Here is a 17,362-nt window from a genome sequence, read left to right as displayed (position 1 = left end):
ATAAGCATGGGTTTATAGTCGAATCAAATCTGACAGTCAAGAAATCAGAGTCATAAAACAAAAAAAATTCTGCTCATCCCTTGAGAATACTAATTCTATGTTTTTTAATAGAACCTTGTTTTTAATATTGATCAAGGTCTCATGCGCTGAGGCAATGGACACTATTAATATGGTATGTATGATATTTTTCAACCAGCGCAAAAATCACATCAGGCATCCTTGACTAAAAAATGCCCCGGCGTTAAATAACTCAACATTGACAAGGTCACAAAAAGTCCGGTTCCCGTCATTCCGGCGCAGGCCAAAATCCAGAAGCGGCTGAAATTACAAAGATACCGGATCAAGTCAGGCATGAAGCTAAGGCCATTTTTTGACTTTTTGCGAGACAATCAACATTATTTTACCGTCTTCGGACAAAATTCTTCATTATCTTGGTATCCCTTAATAAAACAGGAATATAAATGACTGATTATTATAAAAAAGCATTGATTCTGATTCTTGCCGCCATTTTTTTATCCGGCTGTGCGGGCATGAAACACAAACCGATTGAATCCGATCAAATCCAGGACAAGCAGCCCGGCAAGACCATGACCGAAAGTCTTTCACGACTCTCTCCGGGTGACTACCCGGATTTCAGGGATGATATGAATTTTGCCCAGATAGCTGAATCAACGACCAAAACCCTGGACTATCTGAATAAAATTCCTGCTTCCAGAATCTTTCAGTATGGCCCTGATTCCTATACAGCTCTCCAGCTCAGGTCTTCGGTGAAAAAATTCAGGGATTTCGTATCCTCAAAACCAAATCATTCGGCAATGAATGAGTTCATAAAAAAGAACTTCATTGTATACAAGGCTGCGGGAGCTCCCGAGACAGGCAAGGTTCTGTTTACAGGATATTATGAACCTTTTCTCAAAGGAAGCCTCAAAAAAACGGCGCGTTACAAATATCCCGTATACACAAAACCCAGCGATCTTCTCATCATAGATCTTTCAAGATTCGGTTATGAATTCAAGGGCAAAAAAATCAAGGCAAGACTTAACGGCGACACATTGGAGCCATATTACGACAGATACGCCATAGAAGAAAAAAAAGCGCTTGAGGACAAGGCCGAAGTGCTTGTCTGGGTTGACGACAGAATTGATCTTTTTTTTCTCCAGGTTCAGGGGTCAGGGGTCATATTTCTTGAATCAGGCGGAAACATGAAGGTTCATTACCATGAGTCAAATGGACACCCATACAGCAGCATAGGTAAATACTTCATGGAAAAGGGCATTTTTAAAAAAGAAGAAATATCCATGCAAAAAATGAGGGAATGGATGCTTTCTCATCCGGACAAAATTTCCGAAGTGCTTGGATACAATAAAAGCTATGTCTTTTTCAAGGAAGAGCCGGACGGCCCAATAGGATGCCTGAACGTAAAAATAACCCCTGGAAGGTCCCTGGCCCTTGACAGAAGCGTATATCCTGACGCTGGCCTTGCATTTGTATCAACGGAAAAACCCGTTGTTGAAGGAGATGGCAAGGTAAAAAAATGGGAACCATTTTCCAGATTCATTTATAATCAGGATACAGGGGGCGCCATAAAAGGGCCGGGCCGCGCCGACTTTTTCTGGGGCAGCGGAGAATACGCCCGTACTGCCGCTGGCCATATGAAAAACAACGGAGATCTTTATTTTCTTGTCCTTAAGCCATGAAATATTTAATAAAGTATCATCAAAAATATTTTGGCCCGAACTTATCAGTATTATTGCCCAGGATTTACAAGGTCGCAAACAGTCTGATTTCCGTCATTCCGACGAAGGCCGAAATCCAGAAGTGCCTGAAAATACAAAATGCCGGATTAAATCCGCATGACGCCGAAGCCCTTTTCTGACTTTTTGCAAAGCCATCAAATAACCGTTTGAAAGGAGATAATATGGAATGGATATATGACCCCCAGGCATGGATCGCATTTGCAACGCTTACAATTCTTGAGATAGTCCTTGGAGTGGACAACATCATATTCATAACGATTCTTGTGGGAAGGCTTCCTGATTCCCAGAAAGACAAGGCAAGGGTCATAGGACTCGGCCTTGCCATGATAACAAGAATTCTGCTTCTTCTTTCCCTTACATGGATAATGGGGCTCACCAAGCCATTTTTCACCTTGTTTGAAAAAGGAATCTCGGGAAGGGACATTATACTAATAGGCGGAGGCCTTTTTCTCCTTGCCAAAAGCACCCATGAAATCCACGCAAGCCTTGAAGGCCCTGAGCATGCAAGCACTCCAAAAAAAGCTGCCGCTGGCTTCATAAGCATTTTAGTGCAGATTGCCATCATAGACATAGTCTTTTCCCTTGACTCGGTCATAACCGCAGTTGGTCTTGCAAGTCATGTCATGGTCATGATTATGGCCATTGTCGCGTCTGTTTGCGTCATGATGTTTGCTGCAAAGCCTATAGGAGATTTCGTTGACAAGCATCCGACCCTCAAAATGCTTGCCTTGAGCTTTCTGATTCTTGTGGGCATGACCCTTGTGGGAGAAGGCTTCGGTCTTCATATTCCAAAAGGCTATGTTTACTTTGCCATGGCTTTTTCAGTTGGCGTGGAATTCATCAATATCCGTCTCAGGGCTGGCCTTACAAACGCGCCTGTCCAGCTTCGCAAGTCAGACATTGACATAATGGAAAAATAATTGATGGTTATTGAAATCAAGGCTGAAAGCTGGAATCATCTCCAGGAGCTTATTTTCGAGGACTCCTGGAGCGAGGACATCGGCAGGTTTAGATCAAGATATGCTTTCAGGGGACTTTCGGATTGTTCATACAAACTGGAAACCACCCTGATGAGAATGGGCGGAGATTTTGCCATTCTTGAACGTCATCTGATGCGTAACTTCATCAAGTACGCGCATAGAAATATGGCCCAGGGAGATTCTGTGTGGCACTGGGTATCTGTTGCCCAGCATTACGGACTCCCCACAAGGCTTCTCGACTGGACATATTCTCCCCTTATCGCCATGCATTTTGCAACCGCCAATATTGAAAAAGTCCATATTGACGGTGCTATCTGGGCCGTAAACTATCTCAAGCTTCACAGGCTCATACCTGCTGAGCTGAAAAACGAGCTTGATTCGGAAGGTGCCAATGTCTTTACCGTAAAAATGCTTTCTGAAAGAGTGGCGTCTTTCAGGGAACTTGAAGAGCTCAGCAGGTGCGCTTTCGCTCTTTTTTTCGAGCCGCCGTCAATGGATGACAGGATCGTAAACCAGTATGCGCTTTTTTCCGTAATGTCCAATCCCCATTCCACCTTTGATTCCTGGCTGCATGAGCATCCTGAAATATGGAGAAAAATCATAATCCCTGCGGAACTGAAGTGGGAAATAAGGGATAAGCTGGATCAGGCAAATATAACGGAGAGGGTTCTTTTCCCCGGGCTTGACGGGCTGAGTAAATGGCTCAAACGCCACTACAGCCCAAGAACCTGATTTTCAGATATACCAAGAAGACATGAAGCGTTTTCGCCTTTTATTCTGATCAGGTCTTTTTCAGAAATTCCTGATTTTTTCATTTCCTCAAAATATCTTGAAGGCCTTATCAGGGGATAATCGCTGCCAAAAAGAATCCTTTCGGAACCGAATATTTCGGACGCTATCCTGTAAATATCTGGATCATAAAGAAAAGGAGAGGCCGCGGTGTCAACATAGACATTCCTGAGAACATCTTTGACCTCCCTTTTCATGAGATTATAAAAGAAAAGTCCGCCACCCCAATGCGCAAACACGATTTTGTTTTCAGGATATTTTTTTGCAAGATCATACGCAGGAGCAGGAGTAAAGCTGTTTTTGCCGGGATACGCATGGCCCACAGGCTCATTAGCGTGGATAAGCACGGGCAGCTTATTTCTTGCTGAGACAGTCATTATTGCATCAAGATTTTCCAAGGCAAGATCGTCAGGAGCTTCATTATAAAAGGCAAGCTCTCCTGCTCCTGAAGTTCCGTCTTTGACACATTTTTCAAACTCGACAGCAACACCTTTCACAGAAAGATCAAAACAGACCAGTACCTTCAGTCTGTCCGGGTATTTATTTCTCGTCTCAAGAAGATAGTCGTTGTGCGCCCTGAAAATCTCTTTTGACTTCCAGGGAAACCCAACAGCCACAGACACATCTATCTCATTTTCATCCATGGATTTGATGAGCTCGTCCGCAGTTATAAGCTTTGACTGGTCAGATGAATAGAGAAGAGAAAAAGCGGATTCTTCATGAACAAGCTCATGCCTCTTCCTGATTAGTGCAGGAGGAAAAATATGGGTATGGAAGTCTATGATTTTCATGGATTTAAGATAGACCCGGGGTAAAATTGTGTAAAGATGCAAATATGATGGTCTTTCAAAAAGGCCGATTCCTGTCTTTTCTGCGGGGCCTGTCCTGGTGAAAACCGGGAGCCGGAATCCAGAAGTAATTGAAAATACAATAATGGCGGATCAAGTCATGCATGACGCCGACGCCTTTTTTGACTTTTTTGCGAGATAATCAAATATAACCAAAACTACGTGGTTCTTGTCCTTTTTCTGCACATAATGACCTGTGAAAACCGCCATGATCCGAGCCTACCTCACACTCATCCCCTCATGCAGGTATTTTATAAGCGGATAAACGAAGAACTCTATTATCCTTCTTTTTCCGACCTTGATTTCAGCGCTTACGGTCATGCCGGAACTCATGGCTGTCTCTTTGCCTTCTACCATGAGGGTCTTTTCAAGGGGCTCGACCTGAATTTTATAAACAGGGCCGAGCTTTTCATCATTTATGCTGTCGTGTGAGATCTTTTTGACTTTGCCTTTGAGCATTCCGTATTTCTGAAAATCAAATGTGTCGATTTTTATAAGCACATCCATTCCTGATTCTATGAAGCCAATATCCCTGTTCTGGACAAGGGCTTCTATCACGAGGGGAGTCTCAGCTGGCACTATGGACAAAAGCTTCTGGGCAGGGGTGACGACTCCTCCGACCGTGTTTACAAAAAGCTCGTTCACGTGACCATTTACCGGAGAAACAATCACCTTTTTCTTATTCATGAAGCTTACTCTGCCGATCTCTGCCTCGAGATCCGCGACCTGACGTTTTTTCTCTGAAAGCTCTTTAAGCAGAACGTCACGGAAACTTTCCTTGATATGCCCAATCTCTTTAAGCTGCTTTTCTTTTTCATGATCAAGCTCGGACATCTGATGTTTTATGGATTCAAGGTTCTTTTCACTCGAAACAGCCTCTTTCCTGGCATCTTCAAGAGTGGACGAAGCAACTATATCTTTGACAGACTCGATATCCGCAAGACGCTTGCTGCTGATGGCATACAGGGAAACTGCCTTGTCATGTTCAGCAGCCATGGACTGACTTCTCTGCATGATTTTTTCAATTTCCTGTTTCAGAGCTTCCACCTGCTTGTTATGGGACGCCCTTGACGCATTGAAATAATCTGTCTGAACCTTTACAAGATCGGCTCCATAAGCTTCGACATCAGGATTAAAGGGCTTACTAGAAAGAAGAGCCTCTATTCTTTCGACTTCTATCTTGAACAGGCTCAGATTCTTTTTCACTGACTCGACAACAGGCTCTGTTGTTGAAGGATCTATCTCGACAAGAGGGTCTCCCTTTTTGACAAAATCCCCGGTCTTGAAATTTATCACGCTGATTACACCTGTATCGAGGGGCTGCACGATCTTTATCTCGCCGTCAGGAACGACCTTGCCCCTTGCCGTAACCACAATGTCGATCTTGCCGAAAAAAAGCCAAAGACAGGAAAAAATAATGATGGCAACCAGAATATAGAAAACCGACCTGCCCATTGGATTCAAAGGAGAATTCTCTATTTCAGCAAGAATCGGCTGAAACTCGTGGGTGTCGTCGTTTTTTTTGAAAAACCCTAATTTTTTAAAATCCATTATTACCTCTAAAAAACACATATAAAACTGTAGGCGTGTACCGTCCCTACACGAACCATTTACATTGTGGTGCGTGGAGAAGCGCGACTCTCCCTAAGTTTAAAATCAAAAGCAACTATTCAACTTGCTATACTTATCCTTGGAAAACCCCTTTTGAAAAAGCTCTGTTCCCGTTAAATGTGGAATATTTTATCATTCCAATAGCTAAAACTAATACTTTTAATAAAAAGCGGCCTCCGGCGGGTCGCTTTTTGAAAAAAGCTCCGCAAAAACTTTCAGGTAATTAGACAGTGCATCCACAATTTTAGAGCATTTGCGTCTGATCATAATAAAAACATAAAGTTTTTGAGGGGACTTAAGGAACTTTTTACAAAAAGATCCATAAGTCCAAAAAGAATTATTATCTCGCTTTTCAACATCTAAGGGGAACATAGCCTTTGAAAAAGGTGTTTTCCAAACCTTTCCCCAAAACTTTTGGATTTTGGTGCCTATCTCCTGTTCAGGATATGTGCTGCACTTTATGACACTATATTGCTGGTTGAAGATGTAGTAGAGCATCCCATAAAAACCATAAGTTTTTTGCCAAGCTTTTTTTCAAAAAAGCGACCTTTCATAAAAAAGATCACTTTTCAATTCTGGTGAACAGTTACAATCAAGAACTCATCAAGCCTGAAACGAATGCAAATGCCTGTAATAGCCATTTTTTTGCAACAGATCATCCGGCCTTCCCATCTCGACAATCTTGCCTCTGTCCATAGCTATGATCAGATCGCAGTCTTTGACGATGTTCAGCTTATGGGAAATTATGAATACTGTCCTGCCCTTGGATATCACTTCAAGGTTCTTCAGAATCACGGATTCGGACTCATAATCAAGGGCAGAAGTAGCCTCGTCAAAAATCAGGATTCTCGGATTAGTGATCAGCGCCCTTGCAATGGCAACCCTCTGTTTCTGCCCTCCTGAAAGCGAACTTCCTCTTTCGCCCACCAGAGTGTCATATCCGTCAGGAAGCTGGGAAATGAATTCATGGGCTCCAGCCATTGCAGCAGCCTGAATTATCATTTCAATGGGAGCATCAGGCCTTGGCATTGCTATGTTTTCACGTATGGTTCCTGAAAAAAGATAATTTTCCTGAAGAACCATTCCTATGTTGTGCCTGAGCCAGAGCGGATTAAGATGTCTTATGTCGATATTGTCTATATAAATAGCCCCGTCGTTTGGAATATAAAGCCGCTGAACAAGCTTGCTTAAGGTACTCTTGCCGCTTCCGCTTCTTCCTACTATGCCGACCTTCATGCCGGGCTGAATCTGGAATTTTATATTTTCCAGAACAAATGGGCCTGTCGGAGAATATCTGAAAGAAACATTATCGAATTTTGCAAAGCCCTTAAGCTCAGGAAGGGTGATTGCATGATCAGTCTGGATTTCCACAGGATGATTAAGAATGTCACCAATCCTGTCAACGGATAGAATCGCCTGCTGGAATTCGTTCCAAAGACTCACAAGCCTTAAAATCGGGCCTGTAAACTGACCTGTGAACATCTGAAACGCAATCAGCTGGCCGATTGTAAGCTTGTTTTCCATAACAAGCCGCACGCCAAGATAAAGCACGGAGATGGTCATGGCCTTCTGAAAAAGATTGGCAAGCGCACCTGCGGCATTGGACATATTGAGAAGCCTGAAGCTGGCGTTGACATATCTGCCAAGATGATCTTCCCAGTTTTTCTGCATCTTGCCTTCTATGGCCAGGGATTTCACTGTCTGGATGCCTGTGACAGACTCGACAAGATAGGAATTTGACGCGGCAGCCATCTGGAATCTGCTTTCAAGCCTCCTTCTCAGTTCAGGGGTGACCGTCACGTAAAGTACAGAAATCAGAAACACACAGACCGCAACTATGAACGTCAGCTTGATGCTGTAAAGGGACATCATGACCACAAACACGAGGGAGAAAAAAAGGTCAATCAGAACACTGACAGACTTGTTGGTAATGAACTCCCTTATGTTATCCAGTTCCCTGACACGGGCCGCAATATTACCAACCTTGCGATGCTCGAAATAAACAAATGGAAGCTTGAGAAGATGTTTGAAAAGCTTTGCTCCAAGCCTTGCGTCTATCTTGCTTATCGTATGAACGAAGATATACTGCCTGGATATGTTCAGCAAAAACTCGAAGCCAGCCACTGCAATGAATGCTACGCCAAGAACGTCGAGTGTGGACATGCTGTTATGGACTATTACCTTGTCAAGAATGACCTGGGTGAAAAGCGGAGTCACAAGCCCGAAAAGCTGGATCACAAAAGATCCGATCAGGACTTCAAATATGATCCTTCTGTACTTCAGAATCTCTCTGTAAAACCATCTGAATCCGAACTTTACATTGTCCACGGATTCTCTGTGCTTGAAAACCAGAAACCTTCCTGTAATTTTTTCATCTAATTCCGTAAAAGGCATGGCAGAGGCATTTTTCTGGCCGGGTATAAAAATCAGAGCCCGGGCTTTTTCAACGTCCAGATTCAGAACAGCGAAAAAGCCGCCTTCTTTAAGCTCTGCCACTACAGGAAAAGGATATTTCCCATGAAGATCCGTAATCGGATTTTTCTTGATTTTGGTTCTGAATTTGTTCTTTCTGGCTATCCTCACAAGCTCTTCAACGGTCGTTTCAGCGTCTGCTATGCCAAATTCTCTTACAGCAGCCCTTGCGTCAAAATCGACTCCGTTAATCCTTGCTATCAGTTCAAGGCAAACAAGGCCTGTCTGCATCAGTTTCCACCTCTCATCTGTATGATGATTTTTTTCATTGCCATGGTTTGATCTGTTATCTGCTTTTCAAGCTCTATTTCTTTTGTGGCGAGCATGATCATTTCTTCGAGCAGATCTTTTTTTGCCACAACTTTTGAAGACTCAAGGCGTTTTATCATTTCGTGCCTGGAATTTATCATACCAAGCCTTGTTTTCTTTTTTTCGACATCTGTTTTCAAATATTGATACTGCTCGCTTAACTTTGAAAAATCCCTCTCAATTTCTGCAAGTTTTTTTGAAGCTTCTGTATCAGCTTTATTTACCGACAACCTCGATTTTTCAAGGGAATGGACTCTCTTAAGGTTTTCCGTGATGGGAAAGCTTGTGAAAAGCCCGACTGCATAGCCTTTTTCCCTGATATTGTCGAAGGAATCCTGGGAATCATTTGCAGAGCTATAAAAATTGTAACGGGCATATACGTTCAGCTTGGGATAGAACTCGCTTCTGACAATATCGTTTTCTATCTGCTTTTTTTTCTTTTCAGCTGTGAAATATTTGTATTCGGGATTTGTCGTGTGATCTGAATTTTCAGATTTATTTATCTCTTCAAGATCATTTTTCTCAGGAAGCCTTTCAACTTCGAGGTTTTCAGAAGAATATTTTTTACCTGTGAAATACTCAAGTTCGTTCAGAGCCACTGAAATCTGGGTTTTCAGAACATCCAGCTTCTCTTTTTCTTCGGCAAGAAGAATGTCCTGATATAAAACATCGTGCTTTCCTGAAAGGCCTGCCACGCCTGATCTTTTCTCTGCTTCAGCAATCTTTTCATGGATGGAGATGATCTCGCGCCTCTTTGCAGCTTCTGAATAAAAAGCAAAAAGGCTGGAATATTTTTCAAGAACAGAGGTTTCCAGATCCATTTTTGTCTTGGCAAGCATATTTTCGCCCTGGTCTGCCTCTGTCTTTGCTATCTCAAGCCTGTTGGCCGCGCCGCCGTAGTCTATGATGGGATACATGAGATTCACGGAAAGGGCGTTCTGATATCTTGTGGAACCGGAAATCATGGTGTCGCCGATTGCAATGTCACCCATGCCGTCCGTGAAATTGTCAGTATATTCCGAGTTGAATTTCAGGCTCAAATCCGGATAAAGGCCGTAACGTCCTTCTTTTTCAGCCTCTTTCCTTATGTCTTTTTCAATATTTGCGGATTTGATTTCGAGGGAATTGTTTAAAGCGTCTTTCAGAATATCATCATAGGTGAGCTTTTCCGCATGGACAAGACAGGCTGAAAACACTGCAAACACAAAAACTGTTAAAAATGTAAATCTCTTCATAAATAAAAAACTTCAGATTTTTTGTAATGCATATGGTCACAAATTGAGGTTTCAAACTCAGTTACGTCTCAACAACTTCGGGGGAAAAGGCTTGTATTAAGGGCTAAAATCAACCAATACCCATCACCTCCTGCCCTTCAATATTGTCGAATTAGGCTTAGGTCACGCTGGGGCGTCCTTTGCCGAAGCTCGACTGGTACGGAAGGATTTCTTTCTCATGTTGGGCTTCGCTAAAGCTTAGCACAACCTACATTTTTTTAATTCAAAAGTATTACCAAAACTGGAGAAGAAAATAAAAGTCTCATATTATGCCCGTTTTTAGTATATATTCACAAAAAAGCCGGGTTCCCGTTAAAGGAACCCGGTATTCATTCATCTATCTTTAAATCAGGCAGGAGCGTGCCATGCCGTGTTTATGACGTTCATCAGATCAGGACTATTTCTTACATCATTGATGTTTGTCATGGCAATACCATTATTGCTCGCAAATGTCGTCATGTCCTGAAGCACTTTATTGACATCTGTAGATGAAAGCCAGTAGCCATCTTTTGTTACAAATTCCTCCACTGCCGAGGCAGCAGATGTCTGGTTAAGAACCTTAATTTGATTAGCCCCCCCCATATCCCAGATAAGATCTGTACCTGAGCTTGTTTTAAAAAGGGCTATGCTGTCTTTTGTTATGCCTTCATCGAACCTGAGCGTATCAATTCCACCCTGATCTGATATTGCGTTTAAACCAGAGCCAGATACAAAGACATCATTACCCGTGCCGCCATAAATAACGCCATTGCTGTCATCTATCAGAGACTTGTCAGCGCCGAAGGATCTGCTTGCCGCATTTTTGACTGTTATGCCGGATTCGTTCTGGCCATAGTTAAGGTAATGGGTAACAGGATCGAATCCTTGCTGTTTGAATGTTGCCTTAACATTATCCACACTCGTGCCTGAATGCGCTGCCCAGGTCTCAAGATATGTACTGACATCGAATCTTGAGGAAGGATTGACGTCCTCAAGCCAGCCATATGTCTTGAAATGATCCATGGCAGTGGTATATCCGGCTTCGAGCATGCTGCTCTTTACATTTGCGCTTGTCCAGTTTGTTTTTCCTCCGAATGCAGCGGCATTCATCTGGCCAGCCTTTGCCTGCAGATATTCGGAAGTATCAAAGAACTGGTTCGGATCCGTTCCTTCAGCAAGGCTGTATTTCTGAAAATGCTCGAATAATGTCATTCCGCTATTCGCTATTCCGGCGGATATCTCACCTATGCTTGCTGTTACGCCAATTGCCTGAAGCTGGAGATATTTGCTCTGAAGGTAGTAGTTTTCATTAAAGACAGAAGTATTCACATAATCCGTCCTCACGCTTTCTGCTCCAGAGACTGCAGAAATCGTAATTCCTGGCTTATTCTGGCCGTCTTTTACATAATGTTCCAGAGGATCGAGTCCATCAGTCTTTAATCCTTCAATTATCTGATCCACGCTAAGGCCGCGAACCTCTCCATTTGTTTTCAAGTACTCGCTGATATCAAACCTGTTGGATGGATTGATATTCTCAAGCCAGCCTGAACTCTTGAAATGATCGACCACATTTGTGAAACCTGCGGCAAGAAGACCATTTTTCACATCATCGGCTGACCAGTCTGTTCTTCCTCCGAATCCTGCCTGATTCAGCTGAACAGCCTTGGCCTGGAGATATTCGGCTGTATTTACAAACTGGTTTGGATTTGTTCCTTCTTTAAGGCTGCATAGCTGAAAATGCTGAAGCACTGTCAGGCCTGCCTGTATAATGCCGTCTTTTACCTGCTGAGTCGTGGTGTACTGGGTGTAACCGTCGGCCTTAAGTTCCGCAAGCTTGCTTTCGAGATAATAATTCTCATCAAAGGAGGTGGCTAAATCACGCCATCCAGGAGCACCTGGGTCTGTTATGACTCCGTCGGCCTTTCCATCTTTATCGAATATTCCTCCGTCTGTAATCAAAAAGTCGAGCCTTGTCTTTCCGCCTTCAGTAATGACCTGGCCACCCATTGCAGAACTTGCGAGGTTCACCCAGTTGCCGTTTTTGTCCTGCTTCCAGTAACCGTTCACAGGAACACTTCCGTCAACGTAAATGCTGAAACCGACTGAAGAACCTGCCGAAGGCGCGTCTGCCTTGAAGCTTATCATTCCGAATGGCATGGATACGTCTGACGGAAGATTAGCTGGAGCATCCTCATGATGAACCTCACGGAGAACAACAGGCTGTCCGGCATCGTCCTTGATCTTTCCTTCCTCTGCTCCACCCACAAGCGTGAGAAATGCCTGGGATGACTGGCCATTTCCAGAGGTGTAGTCAAAAGGAATGGAACTGACGCCTTTTTGCGCAGTATCTTGTATGCCGTCACCGTTTCCGTCTCCTGTTACACCGCCCGTAAGGCCTGGCACCTGTTTTTCAACTGTTTCAGGGATGCCGTCATGGTCATTGTCTGGATAATTGCCCCACTGATTGACAGGAGGAATTACATTCGGTTGTGGTGGCTGGGGCGGTTGTGGTGGTGCAGGCGGCTGCGGAGGAGGTGTCACGGTTTCATTCACATCTGTCACTGTAACAGATATTGCCTGAAGATCCCTTCCCCCGTTCGCGTCGTCCGCCGTCACTTCAACCACATAAATATTGTCGCTGTTTGTGTCCTGTGGAGCTTCAAAATCAGGGGCAGACCTGAAGGTCAATACGCCTGTTCCAGCGTTTAAGCTGAATTTTGAAGCATCCGCTCCGCCTGTAATGGAGTAAAGAGTTATCTGGCCAGGATCGGAATCTGTGGAAGTCACGGTCGTAACTGTTGTGGTGTTTTCCGCAACATTGACGGCTGCTGTGGCTCCGCCGCCGTTGGAGGTGATGACAGGAGCGAAATCTGTCTTGAAATTATAGGTAATATTATCCGAAATTCCGGCGAAACTGTTTCCAGGAATATCTTTAATGGCATCTCCGCTGATTTTGATGGCGTACTCGGTATTAAGGGCCAGATCAGCGGTCGGATTGACAGTAAGTGTGTTTCCTGAAATGGAAACCTTGCCGTTGCCAGCGCCCTGGGCAGTCGCGATGTCAAAGGTTTCTACTGCAGCGTTTGTTGTGACATTATAAAGAACTATGCTTCCAGATGTTCCGAATTTAATGTTCTCTGAGAACTTTATCTGCGGAGAAGCTGTCAGGCTGACTACGGTTGCGTTGTCAGCAGGTGTTGATCCGCTTGCAGCAAGAGTTGGGGCTGTCCCGTCTACGTTTATATAGATGAAGTCAATGTCAGTCAAAGCTCCGCCAGTGCCAGTATTCCCCAAATCGGTGGTGGTTATTTTAATGCTGGCCTGGCCTGTAAAACCAGAATCGGGAGTAAAGCTCAGAGAACTCAAATAAAACTGATTTAAAGTGCTCAATTTTGCTTGAGCGCCCCAAAAGTTACTGGTTCCTGGAATCGCCCAGGAGAGGGTGCCGCCTGTGGATCTTACTTCAACGGTCATGTTTTGACTATCGCCGGCATCGACATCCGTGACACTGATCAGGTTGTTATTGGCGCTGGAGAAGGCAAGTGAACTGCCAGCCATGACAGTCTGGGTAGCAGGCACGTTATTTACAGGCGCGTCGTTAACTGCCGCGACTGTAATGGTCGCTGTTTTGCTGACAATCTGTGAACCGCCGTTATTTATTAATCCAAGGCCGAGCGAGACATCACTTGTAGCATCCTGGGCCGTGGTAAAGGTCACGCTGTGTGCCGCAACAAAGGCATTGATATCAGCTATCTTGCCGGTGAGCGTGAGTGCCTGGGCAGTGCCGCCAACTGTTACGTTATTTCCTGTGGTGGCGGTCAGAGTGCCGCTATTTACCGAGAGCGTAGCCGTCTCTATGGAATCGCCTGCGTCTGCATCGGCAAAACTGATGCCTGCGATGGCAGCTGAAACATCTTCTGTCACGCTGAACGTGCCCGGGGCTGTGATTGAAGCCGCAGGGCCTATGGCGATGGCCTTGTTCGCTCCAAGCGAGTTTGCCATCCCCGGAGATGGCAGATTGCAATTTGCATTTGCTTTAGTTGCGCTCGTTATTGTTCCGCCATTAAGATCCAGGGCGTTTATATTTGCATAGTCAAGATCCAGCGATGCGTCGCCTGTCTGGACAGTATATTTGAATGTCAGAGTGTTTGTGCCGCTACCTTCAAAATAGTCGACTACACGGTCTGTTGTACCTGTTTCAAGTGTAAGAGTTGGCGTTCCTGCCACATCGACATTTTCGCTGAAAACCACCTGTATGCTTATCACGTCTCCGGCGTTGTATCTGCCATTGGCTGTGGATGAGTTAACAGAAGTTACATATGGTCCTTTGTCCCAGTCTGAAACTATCGCAGCAGTGCCGGCGATATCGTTAACGCTTGCTGCTTGCACTGAATTATTTCCTTGAAAGCCACCAGCTCCAAGATTATTGATATTAAAGGTTGTGCTTGTGTTGTTATAATTGAGCGTACCTTCATTATACACAGCACCAGTTCCTGTTCCTCCGGCTCCACGACCACCACCACCACCGCCACCGGCCCCCTGATTCAGGATAAAATTGGTTGAGGCAATATTAAGGGTGCCTTTATTGTAAATCCCTCCCACAGCCGATCCACCGATAGCTCCGGTAGCCGTACCGGCACCACCTCCACCTCCTCCTGCTCCTGTGACACTCCCTCCATAACCGCCACTATCTAAAATAAAAGCATAACCGCCGTAACCCCCACCGCTGCTGGTTCCTCCGTCGCCCCCTATTGTGCCAGAATAATTGTTTCCTTGGTAAGTCCAAGATACGGTGCCACCTGCAGAGCCATTGGCTGGAGTATAAGAGCGATCAGAAGAAATACCAGGAGCTGCACCACCAGCACCACCTCCACCATTGCCATTAGCGCCAGCTGCTCCGTTAGAATTTAAACTGTTACCACCCGCTGCACCGCCATGACCTGAAATTCCGCTTCCACCACCACCACCAAATCCCAAAAAACCTTCATAAGCAGCAGCACCACCATGATAGGCACCACCACCACCACCGCCGCCAGTGGCGGTGTTTCCTGTGATATTACTGTTCAGGATGGTCAGGGTAGAGTCATTATAGATGGCTGCTCCAAGGGCGCTACCGCCAGGCGAGTCATAGTTACCACCGTCACCAGACAATAAGCCGTTGGTGAGGGTCAGGCCATCGAGGGTAACTGTTCCAGATTCTATCTTAAGAACACGGCCATTATAGTCTGCATCAAGGACAACATCAGGAGTGCCGTCATTGTCAAGGTCCCCGTCTATGGTCAGACCTTTGTTAATAACCAGCATACTGTCGTCATTGACACCGGAATTGTCTAATGCCTTTGTAGAAAGATTTATGGTCATGCCCGAGGCAAAGGTTATGGTATCACCGTCCATCGAGTCTGAAATGGCCTGGCGCAGACTTCCGGCTCCGCTGTCATTATTGTTCGTGACAGTGATTATTACAGGAAGACGCACAAGATCATGATCATAATTTAAAACAGCCTGGGAAGAGAAAGGAAGGTCTGCATCTATTTTTCCTGATCTTATCTCAAGATCCCAGTCTCCGCCTTTTCCTGTGCGATCGTCCGATGCCGCTACATCAGCGCCGGTCATGGCAGCAAGGGTTCCGACAAGGGCAGCGCCTTTGTCCCCTGCCCCGAATCCGCAGGAGTAAATAAGAATATCTCCTTCTTCTGAAAGAAGGCCGCCTATTTTTGAAAGATCATCGGCCTTGCCTTTGATTGAGTCAGAATCAAGAAAGGTGGATCCAAGCAAAAGATTACCATCTGAGCCGTGGGCAAGTATGTGAACCGCGTCTGCTCCTGGATGCGCCGAAAGATAATCGGCCATCTGGGATAGTCCGTCTTTTCCTGCATCAATGAAAACAGCAGTGCAGTCAGGAGAAAGCCCGGCAAGAAGATTCTTGGCATCACTTACACGGCTGTCGACAAATACGACCTCAACCCTGTGAGCCGAAGAATCTGCCTGCTTAATTTCAAAAATATTATTTTCAAACTGATTTTGTAAAACTGTCATACGGTCTCTCCTTGTGCGTTTTTATCCGGCATGCGTGCTGATATCACGTTCACGCGGCTGTTTGCTGTGTCTTTCCAGAATGATAACTGGCTGTATTGTTCAAAAAGATCGGGCGGGAGTATGGTGCGACGGATATCTATACCAACTTTGGATCTTACTTTGTGCAGGCCGTGGAGACCGAGGGATGAGTCGAATTCCGGGGCGTCATAGGACACGTTTTCAAAATCGTGCTCAAAATATTCTTCCCCTATGAATTGATAAATCAGGGGCAGAACTTTTCCCGGAGCCTGGGCAAGCAGGTCATAATCCACCAAAAGAAGGGATTCTGCGTGTTCTCCATAAAATGCATCTTTCAAGGCAGTCCATGGATATCCGACAAGTCTGTTGCGCTGGGCAAGCGTTTCGACCCTGCTGTAGACAGTGCTTCTTTCATTGTCATCATTAAAAAGGCGGGTTATTTCATATGGATTGGAACGATACCGGCGCTCTATGCTGTCCATGACCCAGGCTACATTTCTCACGCAGGCAATGATCTTTGATTCAGGAAAAAGATCTTTCAAAACTGAAAGATGGGCGCACCACATGCGGTTTGTGTCGAAAATCACTTCTTTGTCAGCATGATCAGCATAATAGGAATTAAAAATTCCGTGAACAAGACGTTTTCGCTGATCTGTGGTAACAACCGAGCCAAATTCGCTGCCAGCGCCGAGCTGGTTTATCATTCCCTTGAAAAGAGATCCCACAGGGCTTGTCATTCCTGCGTGAAACTTCGGATTCTGCAAAAGTAGGGCTGCGAGCAGGGTTGAACCTGATCTTGGAAGCCCTGAAATAAAATGAAAACTACCTGTCATTATAAACTCATTTCCTTTCTTATTAGGCGGCGCGTATCAAAAAAATATAGTCAGGACGATGGTATATGGTCCCTGAGAACAATTATCTGATATAATTTCAATAACCATCTGATCAGCCTTTTTTATTTACAAGATTATCAATCTGCCCTGAGCCGGTGCCCCCAGATTCTCCATTGGCTCAGCAAGCAAAATTTGGGCCTGCCTGCTCTAAAATAGAAACAAGTTTAAATTACAATTACTTATGCAGAATTAATAAAGAGATGGCTAAATACAATGTGTAACATATTACAAAGTGTCTCGTTACACTCTGTAACACTAAAGGGATCCTCTAAAAATCAAAAATATATTACTATATAAGTAATAATATGATATATATAAGCCAAGTTAACTCATTTATATGGAGAGTAAATTAGATAATGAAGCAGCTTGGCTTATTTGACTGGAAAGAACGTTATA

At 44.6% G+C, this 17,362-nt stretch carries 9 protein-coding genes; 3 read left to right on the top strand and 6 right to left on the bottom strand.

Translation table 11 applies throughout. The annotated features are described in order from the left end of the window. The first annotated feature begins 461 nt into the window (after positions 1–461). The 3 genes from mltA to K245_RS0109360 all read left to right on the top strand — a co-directional run bounded on the left by mltA (position 462) and on the right by K245_RS0109360 (position 3,469). Positions 462–1,697 (top strand): murein transglycosylase A, encoded by a 1,236-nt coding sequence (gene mltA, locus K245_RS23795; protein WP_051284012.1) that lies wholly within the window; start codon positions 462–464, stop codon positions 1,695–1,697. A gap of 221 nt (positions 1,698–1,918) precedes the next feature. Further along, positions 1,919–2,677: a TerC family protein gene (locus K245_RS0109365; RefSeq protein ID WP_035276885.1), complete on the top strand. Its 759-nt coding sequence runs from the start codon at positions 1,919–1,921 to the stop codon at positions 2,675–2,677. A gap of 3 nt (positions 2,678–2,680) precedes the next feature. After that, positions 2,681–3,469, top strand: coding sequence for an FRG domain-containing protein (locus K245_RS0109360; RefSeq protein WP_027359079.1), 789 nt, complete (start codon positions 2,681–2,683; stop codon positions 3,467–3,469). Here K245_RS0109360 and K245_RS23790 read toward each other — a convergent pair. The 6 genes from K245_RS23790 to K245_RS0109320 form a co-directional block, all read right to left on the bottom strand. Beyond that, positions 3,451–4,317, bottom strand: coding sequence for an amidohydrolase family protein (locus K245_RS23790; protein WP_035276884.1), 867 nt, complete (start codon positions 4,315–4,317; stop codon positions 3,451–3,453). The two genes, K245_RS0109360 and K245_RS23790, sit on opposite strands and share 19 nt — an antisense overlap. A gap of 276 nt (positions 4,318–4,593) precedes the next feature. Then, on the bottom strand, positions 4,594–5,925 hold the full coding sequence (locus K245_RS0109345; protein ID WP_035276882.1) for an HlyD family type I secretion periplasmic adaptor subunit: 1,332 nt from the start codon (positions 5,923–5,925) through the stop codon (positions 4,594–4,596). 663 nt (positions 5,926–6,588) lie between these two features. Then, a complete protein-coding gene (locus K245_RS0109335) occupies positions 6,589–8,688 on the bottom strand; it encodes a peptidase domain-containing ABC transporter (RefSeq protein ID WP_027359076.1) in 2,100 nt (699 codons plus the stop codon). Further along, complete coding sequence (locus K245_RS0109330) at positions 8,688–10,001, bottom strand: TolC family protein (protein ID WP_027359075.1); 1,314 nt, start codon at positions 9,999–10,001, stop codon at positions 8,688–8,690. The genes K245_RS0109335 and K245_RS0109330 overlap by 1 nt, the downstream gene beginning before the upstream one ends. 387 nt (positions 10,002–10,388) lie before the next feature. After that, positions 10,389–16,055 carry a DUF4347 domain-containing protein gene (locus K245_RS28480; protein ID WP_027359074.1) on the bottom strand — a complete coding sequence of 1,889 codons (5,667 nt, stop codon included), beginning with the start codon at positions 16,053–16,055 and terminating at the stop codon, positions 10,389–10,391. Further along, entirely contained in the window at positions 16,052–16,906 is an 855-nt protein-coding gene (locus K245_RS0109320) for a sulfotransferase (RefSeq protein ID WP_027359073.1), read from the bottom strand. Before K245_RS0109320 ends, K245_RS28480 begins: the two co-directional genes overlap by 4 nt. Positions 16,907–17,362 lie beyond the last annotated feature (456 nt).

The organism is Desulforegula conservatrix Mb1Pa (genome assembly GCF_000426225.1).
GTDB classification, from domain to species: domain Bacteria; phylum Desulfobacterota; class Desulfobacteria; order Desulfobacterales; family Desulforegulaceae; genus Desulforegula; species Desulforegula conservatrix.
The sequence above is the reverse complement of the archived record's forward strand: the minus strand, read 5'-3'. Positions and strand labels throughout refer to the sequence as shown.

Coding starts and splice junctions, on each gene's coding strand:
- mltA (WP_051284012.1), top strand. CDS start 462: ATGACTGATTATTATAAAAAAGCATTGATTCTGATTCTTGCCGCCATT.
- K245_RS0109365 (WP_035276885.1), top strand. CDS start 1,919: ATGGAATGGATATATGACCCCCAGGCATGGATCGCATTTGCAACGCTT.
- K245_RS0109360 (WP_027359079.1), top strand. CDS start 2,681: ATGGTTATTGAAATCAAGGCTGAAAGCTGGAATCATCTCCAGGAGCTT.
- K245_RS23790 (WP_035276884.1), bottom strand. CDS start 4,317: ATGAAAATCATAGACTTCCATACCCATATTTTTCCTCCTGCACTAATC.
- K245_RS0109345 (WP_035276882.1), bottom strand. CDS start 5,925: ATGGATTTTAAAAAATTAGGGTTTTTCAAAAAAAACGACGACACCCAC.
- K245_RS0109335 (WP_027359076.1), bottom strand. CDS start 8,688: ATGCAGACAGGCCTTGTTTGCCTTGAACTGATAGCAAGGATTAACGGA.
- K245_RS0109330 (WP_027359075.1), bottom strand. CDS start 10,001: ATGAAGAGATTTACATTTTTAACAGTTTTTGTGTTTGCAGTGTTTTCA.
- K245_RS28480 (WP_027359074.1), bottom strand. CDS start 16,055: ATGACAGTTTTACAAAATCAGTTTGAAAATAATATTTTTGAAATTAAG.
- K245_RS0109320 (WP_027359073.1), bottom strand. CDS start 16,906: ATGACAGGTAGTTTTCATTTTATTTCAGGGCTTCCAAGATCAGGTTCA.